The following is a 19,367-nucleotide window of genomic DNA, read 5'->3' as shown; positions in this document are numbered from 1 at the left end:
CGGCGGACACGGAGGAATCATGGCGCAGGGGAATTCGGTCTCACTCTCGTCGAAGCTCGGTCCCGAGGAGCGAGCTGCGGCGATCCGCGCGCTCAAGGATCGCGAGCTCGACATCCTCGTGGTGGGCGGCGGCATCGTCGGCACGGGCAGCGCTCTGGATGCGGTCACCCGCGGCCTGAGCGTCGGACTCCTGGAGGCCCGCGACTGGGCCTCCGGCACGTCCAGCCGGTCGTCGAAGCTCGTGCACGGCGGCATCCGGTATCTGGAGCAGCTGGACTTCCGGCTCGTCCGCGAGGCCCTCATCGAGCGCGGCCTGCTGCTGCAGCGCCTCGCGCCGCACCTCGTGAAGCCGGTGCGCTTCCTCTACCCGCTGACCCACAAGTACTGGGAGCGCTTCTACATAGGAGCCGGAATGCTGCTGTACGACGTCTTCAGCTGGTCGGGCGGGCGTCCTCCCGGTGTCCCGCACCACCGCCACCTGCTCAAGGGGCAGATGCTGCGCGCGATCCCGAGCCTCCGCAACGGGGCCTTCACCGGTGGACTCACCTACTACGACGCCCAAGTCGACGACGCCCGCTACGTGGCGACGCTCGCCCGCACCGCGTCGTTCTACGGCGCGCACGTGGCCAGCAGGGTCCGCGTGGAGGGCTTCCTCAAGGTGGGCGAGCGCGTGGTCGGCGTCCGCGCCCACGACCTGGAGACGGGCGAGAAGTTCGACGTCCGCGCCAAGCAGGTCGTCAACGCGACCGGCGTCTGGACGGACGACACCCAGGCGATGGTGGGGGAGCGCGGCCAGTTCAAGGTGCGCGCCTCGAAGGGCATCCACCTGGTCGTGCCGCGCGACCGCTTCCAGTCGAAGATGGGCATCATCCTCCGCACGGAGAAGAGCGTCCTGTTCGTGATCCCCTGGGGCCGGCACTGGATCATCGGCACCACGGACACCGACTGGCACCTCGACAAGGCGCATCCCGCCGCGACCGCCGCGGACATCGACTACGTCCTCGAGCACGTCAACCAGATCCTCGCGGTGCCGCTGACCCGTGAGGACGTGGAGGGCGTCTACGCCGGCCTCCGCCCGCTGCTCGCGGGGGAGTCGGAGCAGACCTCGAAGCTGTCGCGCGAGCACCTCGTGACCCACTCGGTGCCCGGCCTCGTCGTGGTCGCGGGCGGCAAGTGGACCACGTACCGCGTCATGGCGAAGGATGCGATCGACGCGGCGGTCTCCGCGCTGGACGGGCGGATCCCGGAGTCGACGACCGAGAACATCGCGCTGCTCGGGGCCGAGGGGTACCAGGCAGCGTGGAACAAGCGCGGCAAGATCGCGCGCGCCTTCAAGGTCCACACCGTGCGGATCGAGCATCTGCTGAACCGCTACGGCGTCCTGACCGACGAGATCCTCGACATGATCAAGGCCCGGCCCGAGCTCGCCGAGCCGCTCCCCGGCGCCGACGACTACATCGAGGCCGAGGTCGTGTACGCGGCGAGCCACGAGGGCGCCCTGCACCTCGAGGACGTCCTGGCCCGCCGCACGCGCATCTCGATCGAGGCCTGGGATCGGGGCGTCTCAGCCGCCCCGGTCGCGGCCCGCCTGATGGCCGAGGTGCTCGGCTGGGACGAGGCGCGGGTCGACAAGGAGGTCCAGACGTACCTCCGGCGCGTGCAGGCCGAGCGCGAGAGCCAGCTGCAGCCGGACGACGAGTCCGCCGACCGCGTGCGGCTGGAGGCGCCGGACATCGTCCAGACCGCATGACAGAAACCTCTCCTACGCCTCTGACGGCGAGCGGCCACCCGCTGCTCGCCGTCATGCTGCGGCCCCGCTCGATCGCGCTGCTGCTGCTCTGCGTCGCGATCGCCGTCGTGTTCGCGCTGTTCGGGCAGTGGCAGCTGGGCCGCGCCGTGACGAACGGCGGCTTCGTCGAGCGGCCGACCGAGACCGTGCTGCCGATCGAGCGGGTCGCCCAGCCGCAGACCACGACCAAGTCGGCAGCCGTGGGCCAGCTGGTCACGGTCTCCGGGACCTGGGTGGCGGGCGACTTCGCGGTCCTCCGCGACCGGATCGACGAGGGACGCACCGGGTACTGGACGATCGGCCACCTCCGCACGGCCGACGGGGCCTCCCTCGCGGTGGGCCTCGGCTGGACCGACGAGCTCGCCGCGGCCACCGCCGCCGCCGAGGCGTGGAACGGCGACCCGGCCGAGCTGCCGACCGACCTGACCGGCCGGTACCAGCAGGGCGAGGCGCCGACGGAGCCGGAGGACGGGGCCGCCCTCGCAGCCGACATGGCGACGGCAGCCTTCGTCAACGAATGGCAGGATCCCGGTCCGACCCACGCGGGCTACATCACGCTCCGCGCGGCGCCGGCCGAGCTGCAGACGATCGCCTCCCCGCCGCCCGAGGTGGAGGTCCAGCTCAACTTCCTCAACCTGTTCTATGCGGTCGAGTGGGTCCTCTTCGCGCTCGCGGCCCTCTACATCTGGTATCGGCTGATGCGCGACGTCTACGAGAAGGAGCTGGACGAGGCGGCCGCTCCCGCCGAGGAGGCGGCGCAGAGCCCCTCCAGGCCGCGCCCGTAGACTGGGGACCATGCCGAGCGAGCCCCGGATCACCGACTTCCCGAGGATCCGCACGACCCTCGCCATCTACCGGATCCTCGCCTACGCGACCGGCGTGATGCTCCTGATCCTCTGCGTCGAGATCGTCCTCAAGTACGTCTTCGGGCTCGAGGCGGACCTCGGCGGCACCGGCGGCTTCCTCGTCCCCGCCGGCATGCACACCGGGTTCAACCTGAGTCTCGCCGCCCAGATCGCGCACGGGTACTTCTACCTCGCCTATCTCATCGTCGACTTCATCCTCGTCACGTTCCTGCGGTGGCCGATCACGCGCTTCCTGCTCATCGCGGCCGGCGGCGTCGTGCCCCTGCTCTCCTTCTTCACTGAGCGGCGGATCACCCGCGAGGTCAGCGCCTACCTCGCGGCCCGCGAGTCCGCCGCAGCGTCCACCCCCTCGGAGGTCCGCCATTAGCGACAGCATCCCCGTCAGCGACGAGACGCCCCAGCCTGCGACGGGAACTGAGGCGCGGCCCGTCCTCGTCGTCGACTTCGGCGCCCAGTACGCGCAGCTCATCGCCCGCCGCGTGCGTGAGGCCAACGTCTACTCCGAGATCGTCCCGCACACCGTGACGGCCGAGCAGATCGCGGCCCGGAACCCGGTGGGGATCGTGCTCTCCGGCGGCCCCTCGAGCGTCTACGAGGAGGGCGCGCCGGCGCTCAACCCGGGGATCCTCGACCTCGGCGTGCCCGTGCTCGGCATCTGCTACGGCTTCCAGGCGATGGCGCAGCAGCTCGGCGGCGAGGTCGCCCACACCGGGCGGCGTGAGTACGGCTCGACCGCAGTCACGGTCACGTCGGGCGGCTCGCTGCTCGACGGCATCCCCGCCGACCAGACCGCCTGGATGAGCCACGGCGACTCCGTGGCACGCGCCCCCGAAGGCTTCGAGGTGCTGGCCAGCAGCGACGCCACACCGGTCGCCGCCTTCGCGAGCGACGAGCGCAAGCTGTACGGCGTCCAGTGGCACCCCGAGGTGAAGCACTCCCCGTACGGGCAACGGGTCATCGAGAACTTCCTGCACCGCGCCGCCGGGATCCCCGGCGACTGGAACAGCGGCAGCGTCATCGCCGAGCAGGTGGAGCGGATCCGCGCGCAGATCGGCGACGCCCGGGTCATCTGCGGGCTCTCCGGAGGCGTCGACTCCGCCGTCGCCGCGGCCCTCGTCCAGCGCGCCGTCGGCGATCAGCTCACCTGCGTCTTCGTCGACCACGGTCTCCTCCGCAAGGACGAGGCCCGGCAGGTGCAGGAGGACTACGTCGCCGCCACAGGCGTCCGCCTCGTCACCGTCGACGCCGCCGACCGCTTCCTGGACGCCCTCGCCGGCGTCAGCGACCCCGAGCAGAAGCGCAAGATCATCGGCCGCGAGTTCATCCGCACCTTCGAGGACGCCGCCGAGGCGCTCGTCCTCGAGGCCAAGGCCGAAGGCGACAGCATCCGCTTCCTCGTCCAGGGCACGCTCTACCCGGACGTCGTCGAATCCGGCGGCGGCACCGGCACGGCCAACATCAAGTCGCACCACAATGTCGGCGGGCTTCCCGAAGACCTCAAGTTCGAGCTCGTCGAGCCCCTTCGCACGCTGTTCAAGGACGAGGTGCGGGCCATCGGACGCGAGCTCGGACTCCCCGAGGTCATCGTCGCCCGCCAGCCCTTCCCCGGACCCGGGCTCGGGATCCGGATCGTCGGCGAAGTCACCCGGGAACGGCTCGATCTGCTGCGCGACGCCGATGCGATCGTGCGGGCCGAGCTGACCGCGGCCGGGCTGGATGCCGAGATCTGGCAGTGCCCGGTGGTGCTGCTCGCCGATGTTCGCTCTGTGGGCGTGCAGGGGGATGGGCGGACGTACGGTCACCCCATCGTCCTGCGGCCTGTGTCCTCTGAAGATGCGATGACTGCTGACTGGACTCGGGTGCCGTATGAGGTGCTCGCTCGGGTCTCTAATCGGATCACCAATGAGGTGGCTGGGGTGAATCGGGTTGTGCTCGATGTCACTTCGAAGCCGCCGGGGACGATTGAGTGGGAGTAGACGGCTCCTAGCGCTCGGCTCCGCCATCGCTGGTTGGGTGGTCTGCTAGGGGCCGCGGGGGCCGGGTGGCCCATTCTCAGCTCAGACATTGGCGCGCAAGCATGCGCGCCAAAACTCGCAAGAGAATGGGCCACCCGGCCCCCGCTCTGCAGGAATGTCGCGTTCGTGAGGCGGATATGGGGACGTTCCAGTGAGCCCCTTGCAGGGGCGTCCCTGGAACGTCCTTGCCCAGCTGGGACGCGACGCGAGCGCGCGTAGGGGCATTTCGGTGGTTGCTCGTCTTAAGCGAAAAGAGGACGGCCCCCGAGGGGACCGTCCTCTCTCGGGTGAGCTCGCACCTGGTCGGTGCTGCTCGTGAGGGGTGTTAGTTGCGGGCGATGGCGAAGAGGCGGAGGAACTCCACGTAGAGCCAGACGACCGTCACCATGATGCCGAAGCCGGCCTGCCAGCCGAACTTGCGGGGAGGCCGCTCTTCACACCGCGCTGGATGTAGTCGAAGTCGAGCACCAGCGAGTACGAGGCGAGCAGCACCGCGAGGGCGCCGATCACGATGCCGAGCGGGAGGCCGAAGATCTCGACACTCGAGTTCAGGCCGAACGCACCGCCGGCGACCGGGGCGTTGAACAGCATCAGCGCCACGTTGACCAGCGAGAACACCAGGTAGGCGACCATCGCGACGAGGAAGATCTTCGTCGCACGAGCCGAGGCGCGGATCTTGCCGCTCGCGAACAGCGCGAGCACGACACCCACGGTGACGAGCGTGGCAAGGACCGCCTGCACGACCACACCGGGCCAGGCCATCTCGAAGAAGGCGGAGATCCCGCCGACGAAGAGGCCCTCGAACGCCGCGTAGCCGACGATCAGGCCAACGGACGGCTGCCGCTTGAAGGTGTTGACGAGGCCGAGGACGAGGCCGCCGATCATGCCCACGATGGCGAGAGCCGGGATGAACCAGCCGATCGCTGCGCCGACGAGCAGGACGGCGAAGAGGCCGACCGTCTTGACGATCGTGTCCTCGTACGTCATCCGGCCGGTGTCATCCGCGGTGGCTGCCGGACGCGCGTAGAGCGCGTCAAGCTCCTCCGCCGAAGGCGCGTTGACGCGAGCGGCGACATCGCCCCTGCCGTTGAAGGCGGGGCTGTTGTTGAATGCGGGATTGCTGGACAGTGCCATGGCTCCTCAGATCCCTCTGGCCGGGACCATCCCGGGCAGGGAAGTGATAATGACTCCGATTTTAGCGGCCGGAAGGTTCGTTTTCCCTGGTAGAAGGCGCAGGTTCTCTGATGGAGAAACGCGAGGCGACCCATGCGGCGCCCACGGCGACCGCCGCGGTCGCCGCGAGCACCGGGATGCGTGCGCCGTACGGCCCCGTGACCTGGGTGAGGAGCAGCCCGGCCACCGCCGGGGCGAGGGTGAGGGGATAGGCCTTCGCGGGCCGGCGGCGGACCAGGAACCAGAGGGCGAGCGGCACTGCCATGAGCGCCGCGAGCTGGGGCCCCAGCAGCATCAGGTAGAGGGACAGCAGGCAGGCCAGGGCGGCGAGCACCCGGCGTCCGCCACGCGCGGGCAGGATCAGCCATCCTGCGGCGTGCACCGCAGACCCGACGAGTCCGAGCTCGGCGGTGGCAGCGGTCATCGGCAGCACCATCGCCGCCCCGCACACGAGAAGGATGAGCCCGAGCGGCTGGCGCACCGGGTAGGTGGACCAGCGGAGGGGAGCCCGGCGTTCGGCTCCGGACTCGCCGGCCGTCGCGAACTCACCCGGGAAGGGTACCCGGTCGCGACCGAGCGGCTTCTCCGCGCGGCGGCCGCAGCGCTCGTCCGCGAGTCTGCGACGTGCGGTTCGTTCGGCCCGCTGTCGGGGGCCTCGCTTAGACTCGATGGCCTCATGAGCACTATCGCGCCGACGTCATCACCGCTGCTCGAGGGGCTCAATCCGCAGCAGCGCGAGGCCGTGCTCTACCGCGGTCCCGCGCTCCTCATCGTGGCGGGGGCCGGCTCGGGCAAGACCCGCGTCCTCACCCACCGCATCGCCGGCCTGCTCGAGTCGCGGGAGGCGTGGCCCAGCCAGATCCTCGCCATCACCTTCACGAACAAGGCCGCGGGGGAGATGCGCGAGCGGGTCCGGCACCTCGTCGGCACCGCCGCCGAAGGCATGTGGATCTCCACCTTCCACTCCGCCTGCGTGCGGATCCTTCGCCGGGAGGCCGAGCAGTTCGGCTACAGCCGCAACTTCACGATCTACGACTCGGGCGACTCCCGCGCGCTGATCAAGCGGATCATCAAGGACCTCGAGGCCGACGTCCTCGGCTTCACGGTCGCTTCGACGGCGGCCCGCATCTCCAAGCTCAAGAACGAGCTCGCGGATGTCGAGAGCTACGCGCGGCAGGCGAACTTCAACGACCCCAACGAGGTCATGTTCGTCGAGATCTTCCGCCAGTACTCGCGGGCCCTCTCGAGCGCCAATGCGTTCGACTTCGACGACCTCATCAGCCAGACGGTGTACCTCTTCCGGGCGTTCCCGCACGTCGCTGCCGCGTACCAGAAGCGGTTCCGGCACATCCTCGTCGACGAGTACCAGGACACCAACCACGCTCAGTACTCGCTCATCCGCGAGCTCACGAAGTCCCCGGCCGAGCTGGAGCCGGGCCTGCTGGCCGCCACCGAGCCGGCCTCGCTCACCGTGGTCGGCGACTCTGACCAGTCGATCTACGCGTTCCGCGGGGCCGACATCCGCAACATCGTGGAATTCGAGCGCGACTTCCCGGGTGCGAAGGTGATCCTGCTCGAGCAGAACTACCGCTCGACCCAGAACATCCTGAGCGCGGCGAACTCGGTCATCTCGAACAACTTCGACCGCAAGGACAAGAAGCTGTGGACGGCCGACGGCGACGGCGAGAAGATCGTCGGCTACACGGGCTATTCCGGGCACGACGAGGCGCAGTTCGTCGCGGACGAGATCCAGGCGCTCAGGGACAAGGGCGTCGCGTATCACGACATGGCGGTCTTCTACCGGACCAATTCGCAGACCCGTGCGCTCGAGGAGATCTTCATCCGCTCGGCCGTCCCCTATCGGATCATCGGGGGCACCAAGTTCTACGAGCGCGCGGAGATCAAGGACGCGATGGCGTACCTGATCGCCGTCGCGAATCCGGCCGACACCCTCGCGGTGCGGCGGATCCTCAACACCCCCAAGCGGGGCATCGGACCGGCCACCGAGACCCAGCTCGCGACATTCGCCGAGAAGAACGAGATCACCTTCCGCGACTCGCTGCGGCACGCGAAGGAGCTCGGCCTCGGGCCCAAGGTGACGGGTGCGATCACCGCGCTGTCCGACCTCCTCGACGAGGCGGCAGCGCTCACCGAGCGGCCGCCGACCGCTCCGGGTGACGGCGTGCCCGAGGTGCTGTCCCTGCTCATCTCCAAAGGCGGGCTGCTCGATGCGCTCCGCGCATCCCGGGATCCGCAGGACGAGGCGCGCGCCGAGAACGTCGAGGAGCTCGTGGCGGTGACCAAGGAGTTCCAGCGCAACAACCCCGAGGGCACGCTTCTCGACTTCCTCACCGAGGTGTCCCTGGTCGCCGCCGCCGACGATCTCGACGACCAGACCGGCTCGGTGTCGCTGATGACGCTGCACACCGCGAAGGGCCTCGAGTTCGAGGCGGTGTTCCTGACCGGTGTGGAGGAGGACCTGCTCCCGCACCGCATGTCGGCGGGCGAGCCGGGGGCCCCGCGGAGGAGCGCAGGCTGTTCTACGTGGGCATCACCCGCGCGCGCAAGCGACTCTTCCTCTCCCTGGCGATGACGCGGGCGCAGTTCGGCGAGGTCTCGGTCGCGATGCCGAGCCGCTATCTGCAGGAGATCCCGGCCGAGCTCATCGACTGGCGCCAGTCGCCCGGCATGGCGACGAGCCGCGGCGGCACACAGCCGCGCGCGCTCAACGCGCGGCGGGACGGCTACGGCGGCGCCTACAGCACGCCCAGCGGCCCGCCTCCCGCAGCGAAGCCGAAGACGGAGTGGGCGAACCGCATCACGGGGCAGGTGCGCGACAACGGCGACCTGGTGCTCGCTGCCGGCGACCGGATCCGGCACACGGACTTCGGGGACGGGCGGGTGATGGCGGTCACCGGCGAGGGCGCGAAGCGCATCGCCGAGGTCCAGTTCGAGGTCGCCGGCCGCAAGCGCCTCCTCATCAAGGTCGCGCCGATCGAGAAGCTCGCGTAGGTGCGGGTCCGGCCGTTCCGGCAGGGCGACACCGAGCCGGTCGTCGCCCTCTGGGAGGCCTGCGGCCTCACGAGGCCCTGGAACGACCCGCGGAAGGACATCGCGCGCAAGCTCGCGGTGCAGCCGGAGCTGTTCCTGGTGGGCGAGGAGGACGGCCGACTGGTCGCCTCCGCGATGGCCGGATATGACGGGCATCGCGGATGGGTCTACTACGTCGCCGTCGCGCCCGATCGGCAGGGAGCAGGTCTCGGCCGGCGGCTCATGGGCGAGGTCGAGCGGCGGCTCACCGAGCTCGGGTGCCCCAAGGTGAATATCCAGATCCGCGCGGGCAACTCCTCCGCCGGCTCGTTCTGGTCCGGACTCGGCTATGCCGACGATGCGGCCTCCGGCATGGGGAAGCGCCTCATTCCGGATTCCTGACGGGAATTCCCAGGATTCGCGGTGAAATCCCGCCTCCCCCGTTCTCGGGCTTTCCGGGATATACACCACTGCGTAGGCTCGGAACGCCCCCGTGCTGATCCCGGCACAATCCACCCGACCAGGGAGCGCCACGTGGAACTCCGCGACTATGTCCGCATCATCCGCAAAGGATGGATCCTGATCACGGCGATCACCCTCGCCGGGATCGCCGCCGCGGCCGCCTACTCCTTCGTCGCGACGCCCGAATACTCGGCGGCGGCGAAGGTATTCGTGTCGGTCCAGAGCAACGACACGGTGAGCGACCTGGTGCAGGGGAACACCTTCACCCAGAACCGGGTGAAGTCCTACGCCGAGCTCGTGACCACGCCCAAGGTGCTGAATCCCGTGATCGAGCAGCTGGACCTCGACGAGTCTGCGGCGGAGCTGGGACTGCGCATCACCGCGACGGCTCCGCTCGACACCAGCCTCATCCAGATCGACGCGACGTCCACCGATCCCGCGGAGGCTGCCGACCTCGCGAATGCGGCGTCGCAGAGCCTTGCCCGCGTCGTCGAGGAGCTCGAGGCCCCCAGGCGGACACCGGCGTATCGCCCGTGCGCATCACCCAGGTGACGGACGCCGTCCAGCCGGCCGCGCCCGAGAGCCCCAACGTTCCGCTCAATCTCGCGCTCGGCACGCTCATCGGCCTCGCGCTCGGCCTCGCCGCCGCAGTGCTGCGGGAGACCCTCGACACCCATGTCCGCGGCGAGCACGACGTCCGCGGCCTCTCCCCGGCGCCGATCATCGGCGGCATCGCGTTCGACGCTCGCGCTCCGGAGCGGCCGCTCATCGTCCAGGACGATCCGCGCAGCATCCGAGCGGAGTCCTTCCGGACGCTGCGCACCAACTTCCAGTTCCTCGGCGGAACGGATCAGCGGCACAGCTTCGTCGTCACCTCCTCCGTGCAGGGGGAGGGCAAGACCACGACGGTCGCGAACCTCGCCATCGCGCTCGCGGACGCGGGTCGCCGGGTGATCGTCATCGACGCGGACCTGCGCCGGCCCCGCCTCGCGGACATGCTGGGGCTCGAGGGCGCCGTCGGCCTCTCCGACCTGCTCATCGGCCGGGCCGACTTCGACGATCTCGTCCAGCCGTGGGGGAGCGGAAGCCTCGACGTCCTGCCCGCCGGGCGCATCCCGCCGAACCCGAGCGAGCTGCTCGGCTCGAGCGCGATGGTGCAGCTCATCGCCCGTCTCGAGCAGAGCTATGAGTACGTGCTCTTCGACGCGGCCCCGCTTCTGCCGGTGACCGACGCCGCAGTGCTCTCGACCTATGTGTCGGGCGTGCTGGTCGTCGTCGCCTCCGGCCGCACCCGGAAGGCGCAGCTGCGCCAGACCTTCGCCGCTCTGCGGAACGTGGAGGTCACGCCGGCCGGGGTCGTGCTGACGATGCTGCCCGCGAAGGGACCCGACGCCTACGGCTACGGCTACAGCTACGGGTATCTGGCCGACCCTGCCGACGTCGCCGACTGGGTGCCGGCCTCGGAGACGGGAACGCCGCGTCCGGCTGAGCCGCTTCCCACGGAGCCTCCGGCCGTGGGCCCCTCGGCAGCCGAGTACCCCTCCGTGCTGCGCCTGCCCGCCATGCCCGCTGTGCAGCTGCCCGCTGCTGTCGAGCCGCCGGCCGAGGCGCCGGCCGAGCCGGTTCCGGCTGACCGCAGGTCCTCCATCTCGCGCGGTGCGCGGCCGGCCAAGGTTCGGCCGCAGCGCCCCGCACGACGGAGGGGACGCCGGAACGCGGTCCGGCTCCGCTCGGCGGTCCCGGACTCCGGCGAGGAGCAGGAGACGACGCTCGAGGAAGCCGCATTCCTCGAATCGGAGAGTGCCGCCCGGAGCGGCACCCTGTGAGCGCCGGCGTCCTCACGGGCGCGGCTCACGGGCGGTGAGCGGCGTGGCCTTCCCGGTCCTTCTCGTGTGCTCCGGCAACATCTGCCGGTCTCCCATCGCCGAGCAGCTGCTCCGCGCCCGCGTAGAGGCGCCGGTGGAGTTCGGCAGCGCCGGAACGCTCGCTCGTCCGGGCATGCCGATGACCGACGAAGCGGCGCTGATGTCCCGCCAGCACGGCGGGGAGCCCGACGGGCACCTCGCGCGGCGCGTCACGCGGGAGCTCGTGCAGAGCTCGGGGCTGATCCTGACCGCGGCGCGGGAGCACCGGGCGCGCGTCGTGGAGCTGTTTCCCCGGGCGTCCGCCTACACCTTCACGCTTCGCCAGTTCGCGCGTCTGGCAGCCATGGCCGAGGTGCCGGAAGGCGACGGGCGGTCGGTGGTCGCCGCCGTGGCTGCGCGGCGCGGCTTCGCCGCGCCTGTGGCGCCGGACCAGGATGACGTGCCGGACCCCTACCGCCGGCCCCTGGCCGAGTACGAGGTGGCCGCCGCCCTCATCGACGACGCGGTGCGATCCGTCGCGCCCGCCCTCGCGCGGGTGCGCTGAGAGCAGACGCGACGGGCCGCCACGAGCTCGACGAGCTCAGTGAGCCTGTTCGAACGCGTCCTGGATCTGCTTCGAGATGCGGCCGCGGTCGGAGACCTGGTGGCCGTTGGCGCGGGCCCACTCCCGCACCTCCTGCAGGCGGTTGCCGCTGCCGCCGCTGTTGCGGGACTGGGACGGCGCCTCGGCGACGCGGCGGCGCTGGCCGGTCGGCCGCGCCTTGGAGATGTAGGGCTCGAGAGCGGACGCGAGCTTCTCACGGTTGTCGGAGGAAAGGTCGATCTCGTAGGACTTCCCCTGGTAGGAGAATGCGACGGTTCCGCCGGAGCCGTCGGTGATAACACTGCCGTCCAGGTCGTCGACGGTCTCGACAATGACTTTCTGTGCCACGGTTTCTTCTCAGCAATCGCTTTGAGGGACTATGCCCGGAATTCGCGGCGGAAATAGCCGCGCGGATTAGTGTACGGATAAAGGCGACACTTCCGCGAGTCGGCCCGGAATTGGTTGATAATCGCGAAATACCCCGCGCCGATAGCCGCGGTATTCCGCGGCCGGGGGCCGCCGCGCGCGCGAGCGGCCCTCCACGGGAAGGGTAGAGTTCAGCTGTCCCTCCTCGGCCTCGGCCGAGCCCGAAGCACAAGGACCGAGAAGACACGCGTGGATCTATACGAGTACCAGGCCCGTGACCTGTTCGAGAGCTACGGGGTCCCCGTGCTCCCCGGCATCGTCGCCGACACCCCCGAAGAGGTCCGCGCAGCGGCCGAGAAGCTGGGCGGCACTGTCGTCGTCAAGGCGCAGGTCAAGACCGGAGGCCGCGGCAAGGCCGGCGGCGTGAAGGTCGCACACAGCCCCGCCGAGGCTGAGGCCGCAGCGCAGGCGATCCTCGGACTCGACATCAAGGGCCACATCGTGCGGCGCGTGATGGTGGCCGCGGGTGCCCGCATCGCCCAGGAGTTCTACTTCTCGGTGCTGCTCGACCGCGGCAACCGCTCCTACCTCTCGCTCTCGAGCGTCGAGGGCGGCATGGAGATCGAGCAGCTCGCGGTGGAGAAGCCGGAAGCGCTCGCGCGCATCGAGGTCGACCCGCTGACCGGCATCGACGCGGACAAGGCGAACGAGATCGCCCGGGCCGCAGGATTCCCCGAGGACCTGCTCGACCGCATCGTCCCGGTCATCGAGCGGCTCTGGTGGGTGTACCGCGATGAGGACGCCACGCTGGTCGAGGTGAACCCGCTGGTGCTCACCGAGTCGGGGAGGTCATCGCCCTCGACGGCAAGATCACCCTCGACGAGAACGCCGAGTTCCGGCACGAGAGCCACGCCGCGCTCGCCGAGGCCGGCGACGTCGACCCGCTCGAGGCGAAGGCCAAGGCGGCGAACCTCAACTACGTGAAGCTCGACGGCGAGGTCGGCATCATCGGCAACGGCGCCGGACTCGTGATGTCGACGCTCGACGTCGTCTCCTACGCCGGCGAGGCGCACGGCGGCGTGAAGCCCGCGAACTTCCTCGACATCGGCGGCGGCGCTTCCGCCGAGGTGATGGCGGCCGGCCTCGACGTGATCCTGGGCGACCCGCAGGTGAAGAGCGTGTTCGTCAACGTCTTCGGCGGCATCACCGCCTGCGACGCGGTCGCGAACGGCATCGTCGGCGCGCTGGAGAAGCTCGGCGACACCGCGACGAAGCCCTCGTGGTCCGCCTGGACGGCAACAACGTGGAGGAGGGGCGGCGCATCCTGGCCGACGCCGCGCACCCTCTGGTGACCGTCGTGGACACGATGGACGACGCCGCCGACAAGGCCGCCGAGCTGGCGAACGCCTGAGCAGGAAGAGAACCAACGAACATGTCGATCCTTCTCGACGAGAACTCGAAGATCATCGTCCAGGGCCTGACCGGGTCCGAGGGCACTAAGCACGCCGGCCGGATGCTGAAGTCCGGCTCGCAGATCGTCGGCGGCGTCAACCCGCGCAAGGCGGGCACCGAGGTCGAAATCGAGGGGCGCACGCTGCCGATCTTCGGCACGGTGGCTGAGGCCATGGCGGCCACCGGCGCGAACGTGTCGGTCATCTTCGTGCCGCCGGCCTTCGCGAAGGCCGCCGTGCTGGAGGCCGTCGACGCCGAGATCCCCCTGGCGGTCGTGATCACCGAGGGCATCCCGGTCAAGGACTCCGCTGAGTTCTGGGCGCAGGCGAAGGCCAAGGGCGGCACCACGCGCATCATCGGGCCAAACTGCCCCGGCGTGATCAGCCCCGGCAAGTCGAACGCCGGGATCATCCCCGCGACCATCACGGACGCCGGCCCCATCGGCCTCGTGTCCAAGTCGGGCACGCTGACGTACCAGATGATGTTCGAGCTGCGCGACATCGGCATCTCGACCGCCGTCGGCATCGGCGGCGACCCCATCATCGGCACCACGCACATCGACGCGCTGGCCGCGTTCGAGGCGGACCCGGAGACCAAGGCCATCGTGATGATCGGTGAGATCGGCGGCGACGCCGAGGAGCGCGCGGCTGACTTCATCAAGGCCAACGTCACCAAGCCCGTCGTCGCCTACGTCGCAGGCTTCACCGCGCCGGAGGGCAAGACGATGGGTCACGCGGGTGCGATCGTCTCCGGCTCGTCGGGCACCGCCCAGGCGAAGAAGGAGGCCCTCGAGGCCGCAGGCGTGCGGGTCGGCAAGACGCCGAGCGAGACCGCCGCGCTCATGCGCGAGGTGTTCGCGACCGTCTGACGGGGTTTCACCCGGGCGCCGGGCATCTCCGGGGTTAGGCTCCGGAACGCATGAACCGCCCAGTCACCGCCCTTCTCGCCGCCCTCGAGTCCCTGCTCACGGCTGGGATCGGACTGGGCGCGCTGCTCGTGCCTCTGACCGCCCTCTGGGCGTTCCAGTACGAGCTCGGCGTCGACTGGGCCGTCTTCTACCGAGCTGCCGCGGACACGTGGCTGCTCGGCCACGGGGTGGACGTGCGCTTCGTGCTCGATCCCGCCCTCGCGACCCGGCTGGCCCTGGCAGGCGCCGGGAACCCGTTCGTCGTGACCGTGGGGGCCCTCGGGCTCGGGCTCACCACCGCGGTGCTGGCTGCGCGGACCGGCGCGCGGCTTCGTGCGTCCGAGCATCCCCGGCTCGGCGCGCTCGTCGCGATGGCCACCTTCGCCGCTGTGTCGGCGCTCGTCGTGCTCACGGCGGGGGCGGAGTCCGCCCAGCCCTCCCGGTGGCAGGGCGTGCTGCTCCCGACCGCCGTCTTCACCGTGGGCCTCGCCGGCGGCTGGCTTCTCCGCCGGAACCGGCACGGCGAAGAGGCGTTCCTGCTCCGCGTCGGGCTGCCTGTGGACTGGGCGGTCCTCCTCCGCGAAGGAGCGAGGGCCGGGCTCGCGTCCCTGGCCGTCCTCCTCGCGGTCTCCGCGGTCGCCGTCGCCGCGCTGCTCGTCCTCGGCTACTCCACGGTCATCTCGCTGTACGAGGCGCTGCAGGGGGACGTGCTCGGCGGGGCGGCGCTGACGCTCGGGCAGCTCGCGGTCCTTCCCGACCTCGTGATCTGGGCGGCCGCCTGGCTGCTCGGTCCCGGCTTCGCTCTCGGCGCTGGGTCCTCGGTGTCGCCGCTGGGCACGGCGGTGGGCCCCCTGCCCGGCCTCCCGGTCCTCGGCGCACTGCCCGCCGGCGACTTCGGCTGGGGCTTCCTCGGCCTGCTCCTCCCGGTCGTCGGCGCGTTCCTCGTGGGCGCTCTGCTGCGGCCCAGGATCGACCGGGCTCTCCTGCTCCCCGCCGCGGCGGGGGAGCTGCTGGTGGCCGCCGGGATCGCGGCGCTGACCGGCGGGCTCGCCATGGGGCTGCTCGCGTCCGCCGCCTCCGGTGCTGCCGGGCCGGGACGGCTCGCCTCCGTGGGCCCCGATCCGCTCCTCGTCGGGCTGCTCGCCGGCGTGGAGTTCGGCATCGGCGCGGCGCTCGGACTCCTCAGCGGCCGCAGGCGCGGAGGTGGCGAGCAGTCGGAGCGCGCATACCGGGCGGAAGAGGCGCGCCGGTAGGCTTTCGGAGTGCTGTCCCTCGTCGTCCTGATCTCGGGCGGCGGCTCGAACCTCCGGGCGCTCCTCGCCGAGGCGGAGCATGCCGACTTCCCCGCGCGCGTGCTCGCCGTCGGGTCGGACCGCGACGCCGACGGGCTGGTCCATGCCGAGGAGTTCCGCATCCCGTCCTTCACGGTGCCCCTGTCCTCGTTCCCGACGCGCGAGGACTGGGGAAAGGAGCTGCTGAGCCAGATCCAGCAATGGCGACCGGACGTGGTGGTCCTCAGCGGCTTCATGCGACTCCTCCCCGGCGAGGTGGTCCGCGCCCTGTCTCCCGGCCTGCTCAACACGCATCCCGCGCTCCTCCCCGAGTTCCCCGGCGCGCACGCCGTGGCGGACGCGATCGCCGCGGGAGTGAGCGAGACGGGGGCGAGCGTGATCCTGGTCGACGAGGGCGTCGACACCGGACCCGTGATCGCGCAGGAGCGGGTCCCCGTCCTGCCCGGTGATTCCGAGGAGACGCTGCACGACCGCGTGAAGACGGTCGAGCGGCGGCTGCTCTCCGACGTGATCCGCGGCATCGCCGCAGGACGCATCCGACTGGAGGAGTACCCCACATGAGCGGCCCCCGCATCGACCCGGCCCTGTACCGGGAGCGCGACGTCGTCCCGGTCCGCCGGGCGATCCTGTCCGTGAGCGACAAGAGCGGCCTGGTCGAGCTCGGCCGCGCGCTCGCCGCGGCCGGAGTGGAGATCGTGTCCACCGGGTCCACGGCAGGCACCCTCACCGCGGCCGGCGTGCCCGTCACCGAGGTGTCGCAGACCACCGGCTTCCCCGAGTCGCTGGACGGCCGGGTGAAGACGCTGCACCCGGCGATCCACGGCGGCCTGCTCGCCGATCTGCGCCTCGAGGATCACGAGCGCCAGCTCACCGAGCTCGGCATCGAGCCCTTCCAGCTCGCCGTCGTCAACCTGTACCCGTTCGCGCAGACCGTGGCGGCCGGTGCTCCGGCGGGCGAGGTGATCGAGCAGATCGACATCGGCGGCCCGGCGATGGTGCGGGCGGCGGCCAAGAACCACGCCAACCTCGCGGTCGTGGTCTCTCCCGAGGGCTACCCCGAGATCCTGGCGGCGCTGGCCGCCGGCGGCACGACTCTGGAGCAGCGGCGCCGGCTGGCGGCCGCCGCCTTCGCGCACACCGCGGCCTACGACCGCCAGGTGGCTGATTGGATGGCCGCCGAGACCGGCGACGCGGACAGGGTCCTCCGCGTGGAGGCGACCCTCGCGACGCCGCTCCGCTACGGCGAGAACTCGCATCAGCGCGCGTCGCTGTACACGTTCCCGTCGGGCCGCGGCATCGCGCAGGCGGAGCAGCTCGGCGGCAAGGAGATGAGCTACAACAACTACGTGGACGCGGACGCGGCCGTGCGCGCCGCCTACGACTTCACGGGCCCCGCGGTCGCGATCATCAAGCATGCGAACCCGTGCGGCATCGCCGTCGCCTCGCCCAAGGCGGCGGACCCGATCGCGTCCGCCCACATCCGCGCGCACGAGTGCGACCCGGTCTCCGCGTTCGGCGGGGTGATCGCCGCGAACGGAACGGTCACTCTCCGCATGGCGGAGCAGGTCGCGGACATCTTCACCGAGGTGCTCGTCGCGCCCGACTTCGAGCCGGACGCGCTCACGGTGCTCGGCAAGAAGAAGAACCTCCGCATCCTGAAGCTGCCCGGCGACTACCGGCGGGAGCCGCGCGAGTTCCGCCAGATCAGCGGCGGCGTGCTCGTGCAGACGGTCGACAGCTTCGACCAGGGCGTCAACTCGGCGCAGTCCGACACCTCGACCTGGCGGCTCGTCTCCGGCGACGCGGTCGATGCGGCGACGCTCGCGGACCTCGAGTTCGCCTGGCGGGCGTGCCGGGCGGTCAAGTCGAACGCGATCCTGCTCGCCAACTCGGGAGCGTCCGTCGGAGTCGGCATGGGCCAGGTCAACCGGGTCGACTCGTGCCACCTGGCGGTGTCCCGGGCGGGGGAGCGTGCGCGCGGCTCCGTCGCCGCCTCGGATGCGTTCTTCCCCTTCGCCGACGGCCTCGAGGTCCTGCTGCAGGCGGGTGTGCGGGCGGTCGTGCAGCCCGGCGGCTCGGTCCGGGACGACGAGGTCATCGAGGCGGCCAAGCGCGCGGGCGTGCCGATGTACTTCACCGGGGAGCGCCACTTCTACCACTGAGGCGGTCCGGCCTGGGGCTCGACGGGCCGCGGCTAGGGTTGACGGGTGCTTCAGCCCCCTCCCGGCCGGCGACTGCTCGCGGCTCTCCTGAGCGCCGCGGCCGCCGCGCTCGCCGCCCACGCTGCCACCGTCTTCCTGTTCTTCGTCGGCAACGGGTTCAACCCCGAGGTGCTTCCGGTGGCCAACGGGTTCTTCGGCTTCGCGATGCTCGTGTCCTTCGTCGTGCTCGCGATCGGTGCGCGCCTCGGCGCCTTCCGGAGGATCGGGTGGACCCTGCTGACGGGGGTGGTCGCGGGACTCGTCGCCGCGCTGATCGGCACCACCCTGGGTGCGCTGCTCTCGGGCAATCCGTTCTCCGGGAACCTCGTCGGGGTGGTGGCCGGAACCCTCGTCGGCGTCAACCTCGCCTTCCTGATCATCACCGTGATCGCCGCGCTGACGGTCGGCCGCCCGCTGCATCGCGCGATCCTGGAGAGCTCGCCCGCCGTCCTCCGCTCGGGGCGCGCGGCCCTCGTCCGTCTTCCGTCGCCGCGCCTCGCCGAGGGCGCCGTCACCTTCCAGGACCGCGTCCCGGTCGACTCGGCTCTGGCCGACGAGCAGTGGGCGGCCTACGTCGACGCCTTCCGCTCGGAGGGCTGGGACGTGCTCGAGGTGCCCGCCTCAGAGGGGCCGGATTCCGTCTTCGTCGAGGACACCGTGGTCGTGGCGGGAGGAGTCGCCGTCCTGACCCGCCCGGGTGCCGAGCAGCGCCGGGACGAGGTCGACGCCGTGGAGGAGACCCTCCGCTCGCTGCGCCTGCCGATCGAGCGCATAGAGGAGCCGGGCACCCTCGACGGCGGCGACGTGCTCATCATCGGCCGCACGGTCTACGTCGGCCAGGGCGGCCGCACCAATGGCGAGGGCATCCGGCAGCTCCGGGCGATCCTGAGGATGCGCGGCCTCACAGTGGTCGGGGTGCCGGTGACGAAGGTCCTCCACCTCAAGTCCGCCGTGACCGCGCTGCCCGACGGCACGGTGCTCGGCCACCCGGATACTGTCGACGACCCGAGGATCTTCCCGCGCTACCTCGAGGTGCCGGAGCCGGAAGGCGTCCACGTCGTGGTGCTCGGCCCGGACGCCGTGCTGCTCTCCGCCAGCGCGCCGCGCACCGCCGAGCTGCTGACCTCGCTGGGCTACCGCGTGGTGTCGGTGCCGCTGAGCGAGTTCGAGAAGCTCGAGGGCTGCGTCACGTGCCTCTCGGTGCGGATCCGGCCCTTGCAGGACTCCCGCGCCCGCGGCTAGCCTAGGAGGCTCGCCCGCCGCCACGGCCGGGCATCGGAGCGAATCGGAGGACGACATGGACACTTCCCTGCGCGCATCCACGGGCTCCGTCCGGCGTCTCGTCCCGCCGTACGCGGGCGCCTGA

17 protein-coding genes and 2 pseudogenes are annotated in these 19,367 nt (G+C 70.9%); 16 read left to right on the top strand and 3 right to left on the bottom strand.

Annotated features, from left to right (window positions below; all coding sequences use genetic code 11):
* The first annotated feature begins 19 nt into the window (after positions 1 to 19).
* From QUE51_RS04240 to guaA, 4 genes are read left to right on the top strand one after another with little or no spacing between them, the layout of a single operon-like run.
* On the top strand, positions 20 to 1,750 hold the full coding sequence (locus QUE51_RS04240; RefSeq protein WP_286278364.1) for a glycerol-3-phosphate dehydrogenase/oxidase: 1,731 nt from the start codon (positions 20 to 22) through the stop codon (positions 1,748 to 1,750).
* Positions 1,747 to 2,574 (top strand): SURF1 family protein, encoded by an 828-nt coding sequence (locus QUE51_RS04235; RefSeq protein ID WP_286278363.1) that lies wholly within the window; start codon positions 1,747 to 1,749, stop codon positions 2,572 to 2,574. Before QUE51_RS04240 ends, QUE51_RS04235 begins: the two co-directional genes overlap by 4 nt.
* Before the next feature lie 10 nt (positions 2,575 to 2,584).
* Positions 2,585 to 3,022: a DUF3817 domain-containing protein gene (locus QUE51_RS04230; RefSeq protein WP_286278362.1), complete on the top strand. Its 438-nt coding sequence runs from the start codon at positions 2,585 to 2,587 to the stop codon at positions 3,020 to 3,022.
* 7 nt (positions 3,023 to 3,029) lie between these two features.
* Positions 3,030 to 4,631, top strand: coding sequence for a glutamine-hydrolyzing GMP synthase (gene guaA, locus QUE51_RS04225; protein ID WP_286279252.1), 1,602 nt, complete (start codon positions 3,030 to 3,032; stop codon positions 4,629 to 4,631).
* Between the two features lie 364 nt (positions 4,632 to 4,995).
* Here guaA and QUE51_RS04220 read toward each other — a convergent pair.
* Both QUE51_RS04220 and QUE51_RS04215 read right to left on the bottom strand, forming a co-directional pair.
* Positions 4,996 to 5,804 (bottom strand): annotated as a pseudogene (locus tag QUE51_RS04220) (Bax inhibitor-1/YccA family protein).
* Between the two features lie 61 nt (positions 5,805 to 5,865).
* Positions 5,866 to 6,324, bottom strand: a complete 459-nt coding sequence (locus QUE51_RS04215) for a hypothetical protein (protein ID WP_286278360.1) — start codon at positions 6,322 to 6,324, stop codon at positions 5,866 to 5,868.
* A gap of 195 nt (positions 6,325 to 6,519) precedes the next feature.
* Between QUE51_RS04215 and QUE51_RS04210 the strand changes: the two genes are divergently transcribed.
* From QUE51_RS04210 to QUE51_RS04190, 6 genes are all read left to right on the top strand, one after another.
* Positions 6,520 to 8,436, top strand: coding sequence for an ATP-dependent helicase (locus tag QUE51_RS04210; RefSeq protein ID WP_434017240.1), 1,917 nt, complete (start codon positions 6,520 to 6,522; stop codon positions 8,434 to 8,436).
* Positions 8,388 to 8,855, top strand: a complete 468-nt coding sequence (locus QUE51_RS18345) for a hypothetical protein (RefSeq protein ID WP_434017239.1) — start codon at positions 8,388 to 8,390, stop codon at positions 8,853 to 8,855. The genes QUE51_RS04210 and QUE51_RS18345 overlap by 49 nt, the downstream gene beginning before the upstream one ends.
* Positions 8,856 to 9,275, top strand: coding sequence for a GNAT family acetyltransferase (locus QUE51_RS04205; protein ID WP_286278359.1), 420 nt, complete (start codon positions 8,856 to 8,858; stop codon positions 9,273 to 9,275).
* A 132-nt stretch (positions 9,276 to 9,407) separates the two neighbouring features.
* Entirely contained in the window at positions 9,408 to 9,887 is a 480-nt protein-coding gene (locus tag QUE51_RS04200) for a YveK family protein (protein ID WP_286278358.1), read from the top strand.
* Positions 9,869 to 11,161, top strand: a complete 1,293-nt coding sequence (locus tag QUE51_RS04195) for a tyrosine-protein kinase domain-containing protein (protein WP_286278357.1) — start codon at positions 9,869 to 9,871, stop codon at positions 11,159 to 11,161. The genes QUE51_RS04200 and QUE51_RS04195 overlap by 19 nt, the downstream gene beginning before the upstream one ends.
* Positions 11,162 to 11,195: 34 nt before the next feature.
* A complete protein-coding gene (locus tag QUE51_RS04190; RefSeq protein ID WP_286278356.1) occupies positions 11,196 to 11,744 on the top strand; it encodes an arsenate reductase/protein-tyrosine-phosphatase family protein in 549 nt (182 codons plus the stop codon).
* A gap of 36 nt (positions 11,745 to 11,780) precedes the next feature.
* Here the strand turns inward: QUE51_RS04190 and QUE51_RS04185 are convergent, their stop codons facing one another.
* Positions 11,781 to 12,131, bottom strand: a complete 351-nt coding sequence (locus tag QUE51_RS04185; RefSeq protein WP_286278355.1) for a histone-like nucleoid-structuring protein Lsr2 — start codon at positions 12,129 to 12,131, stop codon at positions 11,781 to 11,783.
* Between the two features lie 267 nt (positions 12,132 to 12,398).
* Here QUE51_RS04185 and sucC point away from each other — a divergent pair.
* The 6 genes and pseudogenes from sucC to ddaH all read left to right on the top strand — a co-directional run bounded on the left by sucC (position 12,399) and on the right by ddaH (position 19,243).
* A pseudogene (gene sucC / locus QUE51_RS04180) lies at positions 12,399 to 13,560 on the top strand (ADP-forming succinate--CoA ligase subunit beta).
* 21 nt (positions 13,561 to 13,581) lie between these two features.
* Positions 13,582 to 14,469: a succinate--CoA ligase subunit alpha gene (gene sucD, locus QUE51_RS04175; RefSeq protein ID WP_286278354.1), complete on the top strand. Its 888-nt coding sequence runs from the start codon at positions 13,582 to 13,584 to the stop codon at positions 14,467 to 14,469.
* Between the two features lie 50 nt (positions 14,470 to 14,519).
* A complete protein-coding gene (locus QUE51_RS04170) occupies positions 14,520 to 15,761 on the top strand; it encodes a cell division protein PerM (RefSeq protein WP_286278353.1) in 1,242 nt (413 codons plus the stop codon).
* Between the two features lie 9 nt (positions 15,762 to 15,770).
* Positions 15,771 to 16,361 (top strand): phosphoribosylglycinamide formyltransferase, encoded by a 591-nt coding sequence (gene purN, locus QUE51_RS04165; protein ID WP_286278351.1) that lies wholly within the window; start codon positions 15,771 to 15,773, stop codon positions 16,359 to 16,361.
* Positions 16,358 to 17,962 carry a bifunctional phosphoribosylaminoimidazolecarboxamide formyltransferase/IMP cyclohydrolase gene (gene purH / locus QUE51_RS04160; RefSeq protein ID WP_286278349.1) on the top strand — a complete coding sequence of 535 codons (1,605 nt, stop codon included), beginning with the start codon at positions 16,358 to 16,360 and terminating at the stop codon, positions 17,960 to 17,962. The genes purN and purH overlap by 4 nt, the downstream gene beginning before the upstream one ends.
* A gap of 45 nt (positions 17,963 to 18,007) precedes the next feature.
* Positions 18,008 to 19,243, top strand: coding sequence for a dimethylargininase (gene ddaH / locus QUE51_RS04155; protein ID WP_286278347.1), 1,236 nt, complete (start codon positions 18,008 to 18,010; stop codon positions 19,241 to 19,243).
* Positions 19,244 to 19,367: the final 124 nt, after the last annotated feature.

The sequence above is a fragment of the Naasia aerilata genome (assembly GCF_030296595.1).
In the GTDB taxonomy this organism is placed as follows: domain Bacteria; phylum Actinomycetota; class Actinomycetes; order Actinomycetales; family Microbacteriaceae; genus Naasia; species Naasia aerilata.
Note: the sequence above shows the minus strand (reverse complement) of the source record. Positions and strands in the feature narration are given on the sequence as shown.

Excerpts from the sequence above, each read along its gene's own strand:
- QUE51_RS04240 (WP_286278364.1), top strand. The coding sequence starts at position 20 with ATGGCGCAGGGGAATTCGGTCTCACTCTCGTCGAAGCTCGGTCCCGAG.
- purH (WP_286278349.1), top strand. The coding sequence starts at position 16,358 with ATGAGCGGCCCCCGCATCGACCCGGCCCTGTACCGGGAGCGCGACGTC.
- QUE51_RS04235 (WP_286278363.1), top strand. The coding sequence starts at position 1,747 with ATGACAGAAACCTCTCCTACGCCTCTGACGGCGAGCGGCCACCCGCTG.
- QUE51_RS04210 (WP_434017240.1), top strand. The coding sequence starts at position 6,520 with ATGAGCACTATCGCGCCGACGTCATCACCGCTGCTCGAGGGGCTCAAT.
- sucD (WP_286278354.1), top strand. The coding sequence starts at position 13,582 with ATGTCGATCCTTCTCGACGAGAACTCGAAGATCATCGTCCAGGGCCTG.
- QUE51_RS04170 (WP_286278353.1), top strand. The coding sequence starts at position 14,520 with ATGAACCGCCCAGTCACCGCCCTTCTCGCCGCCCTCGAGTCCCTGCTC.
- QUE51_RS04230 (WP_286278362.1), top strand. The coding sequence starts at position 2,585 with ATGCCGAGCGAGCCCCGGATCACCGACTTCCCGAGGATCCGCACGACC.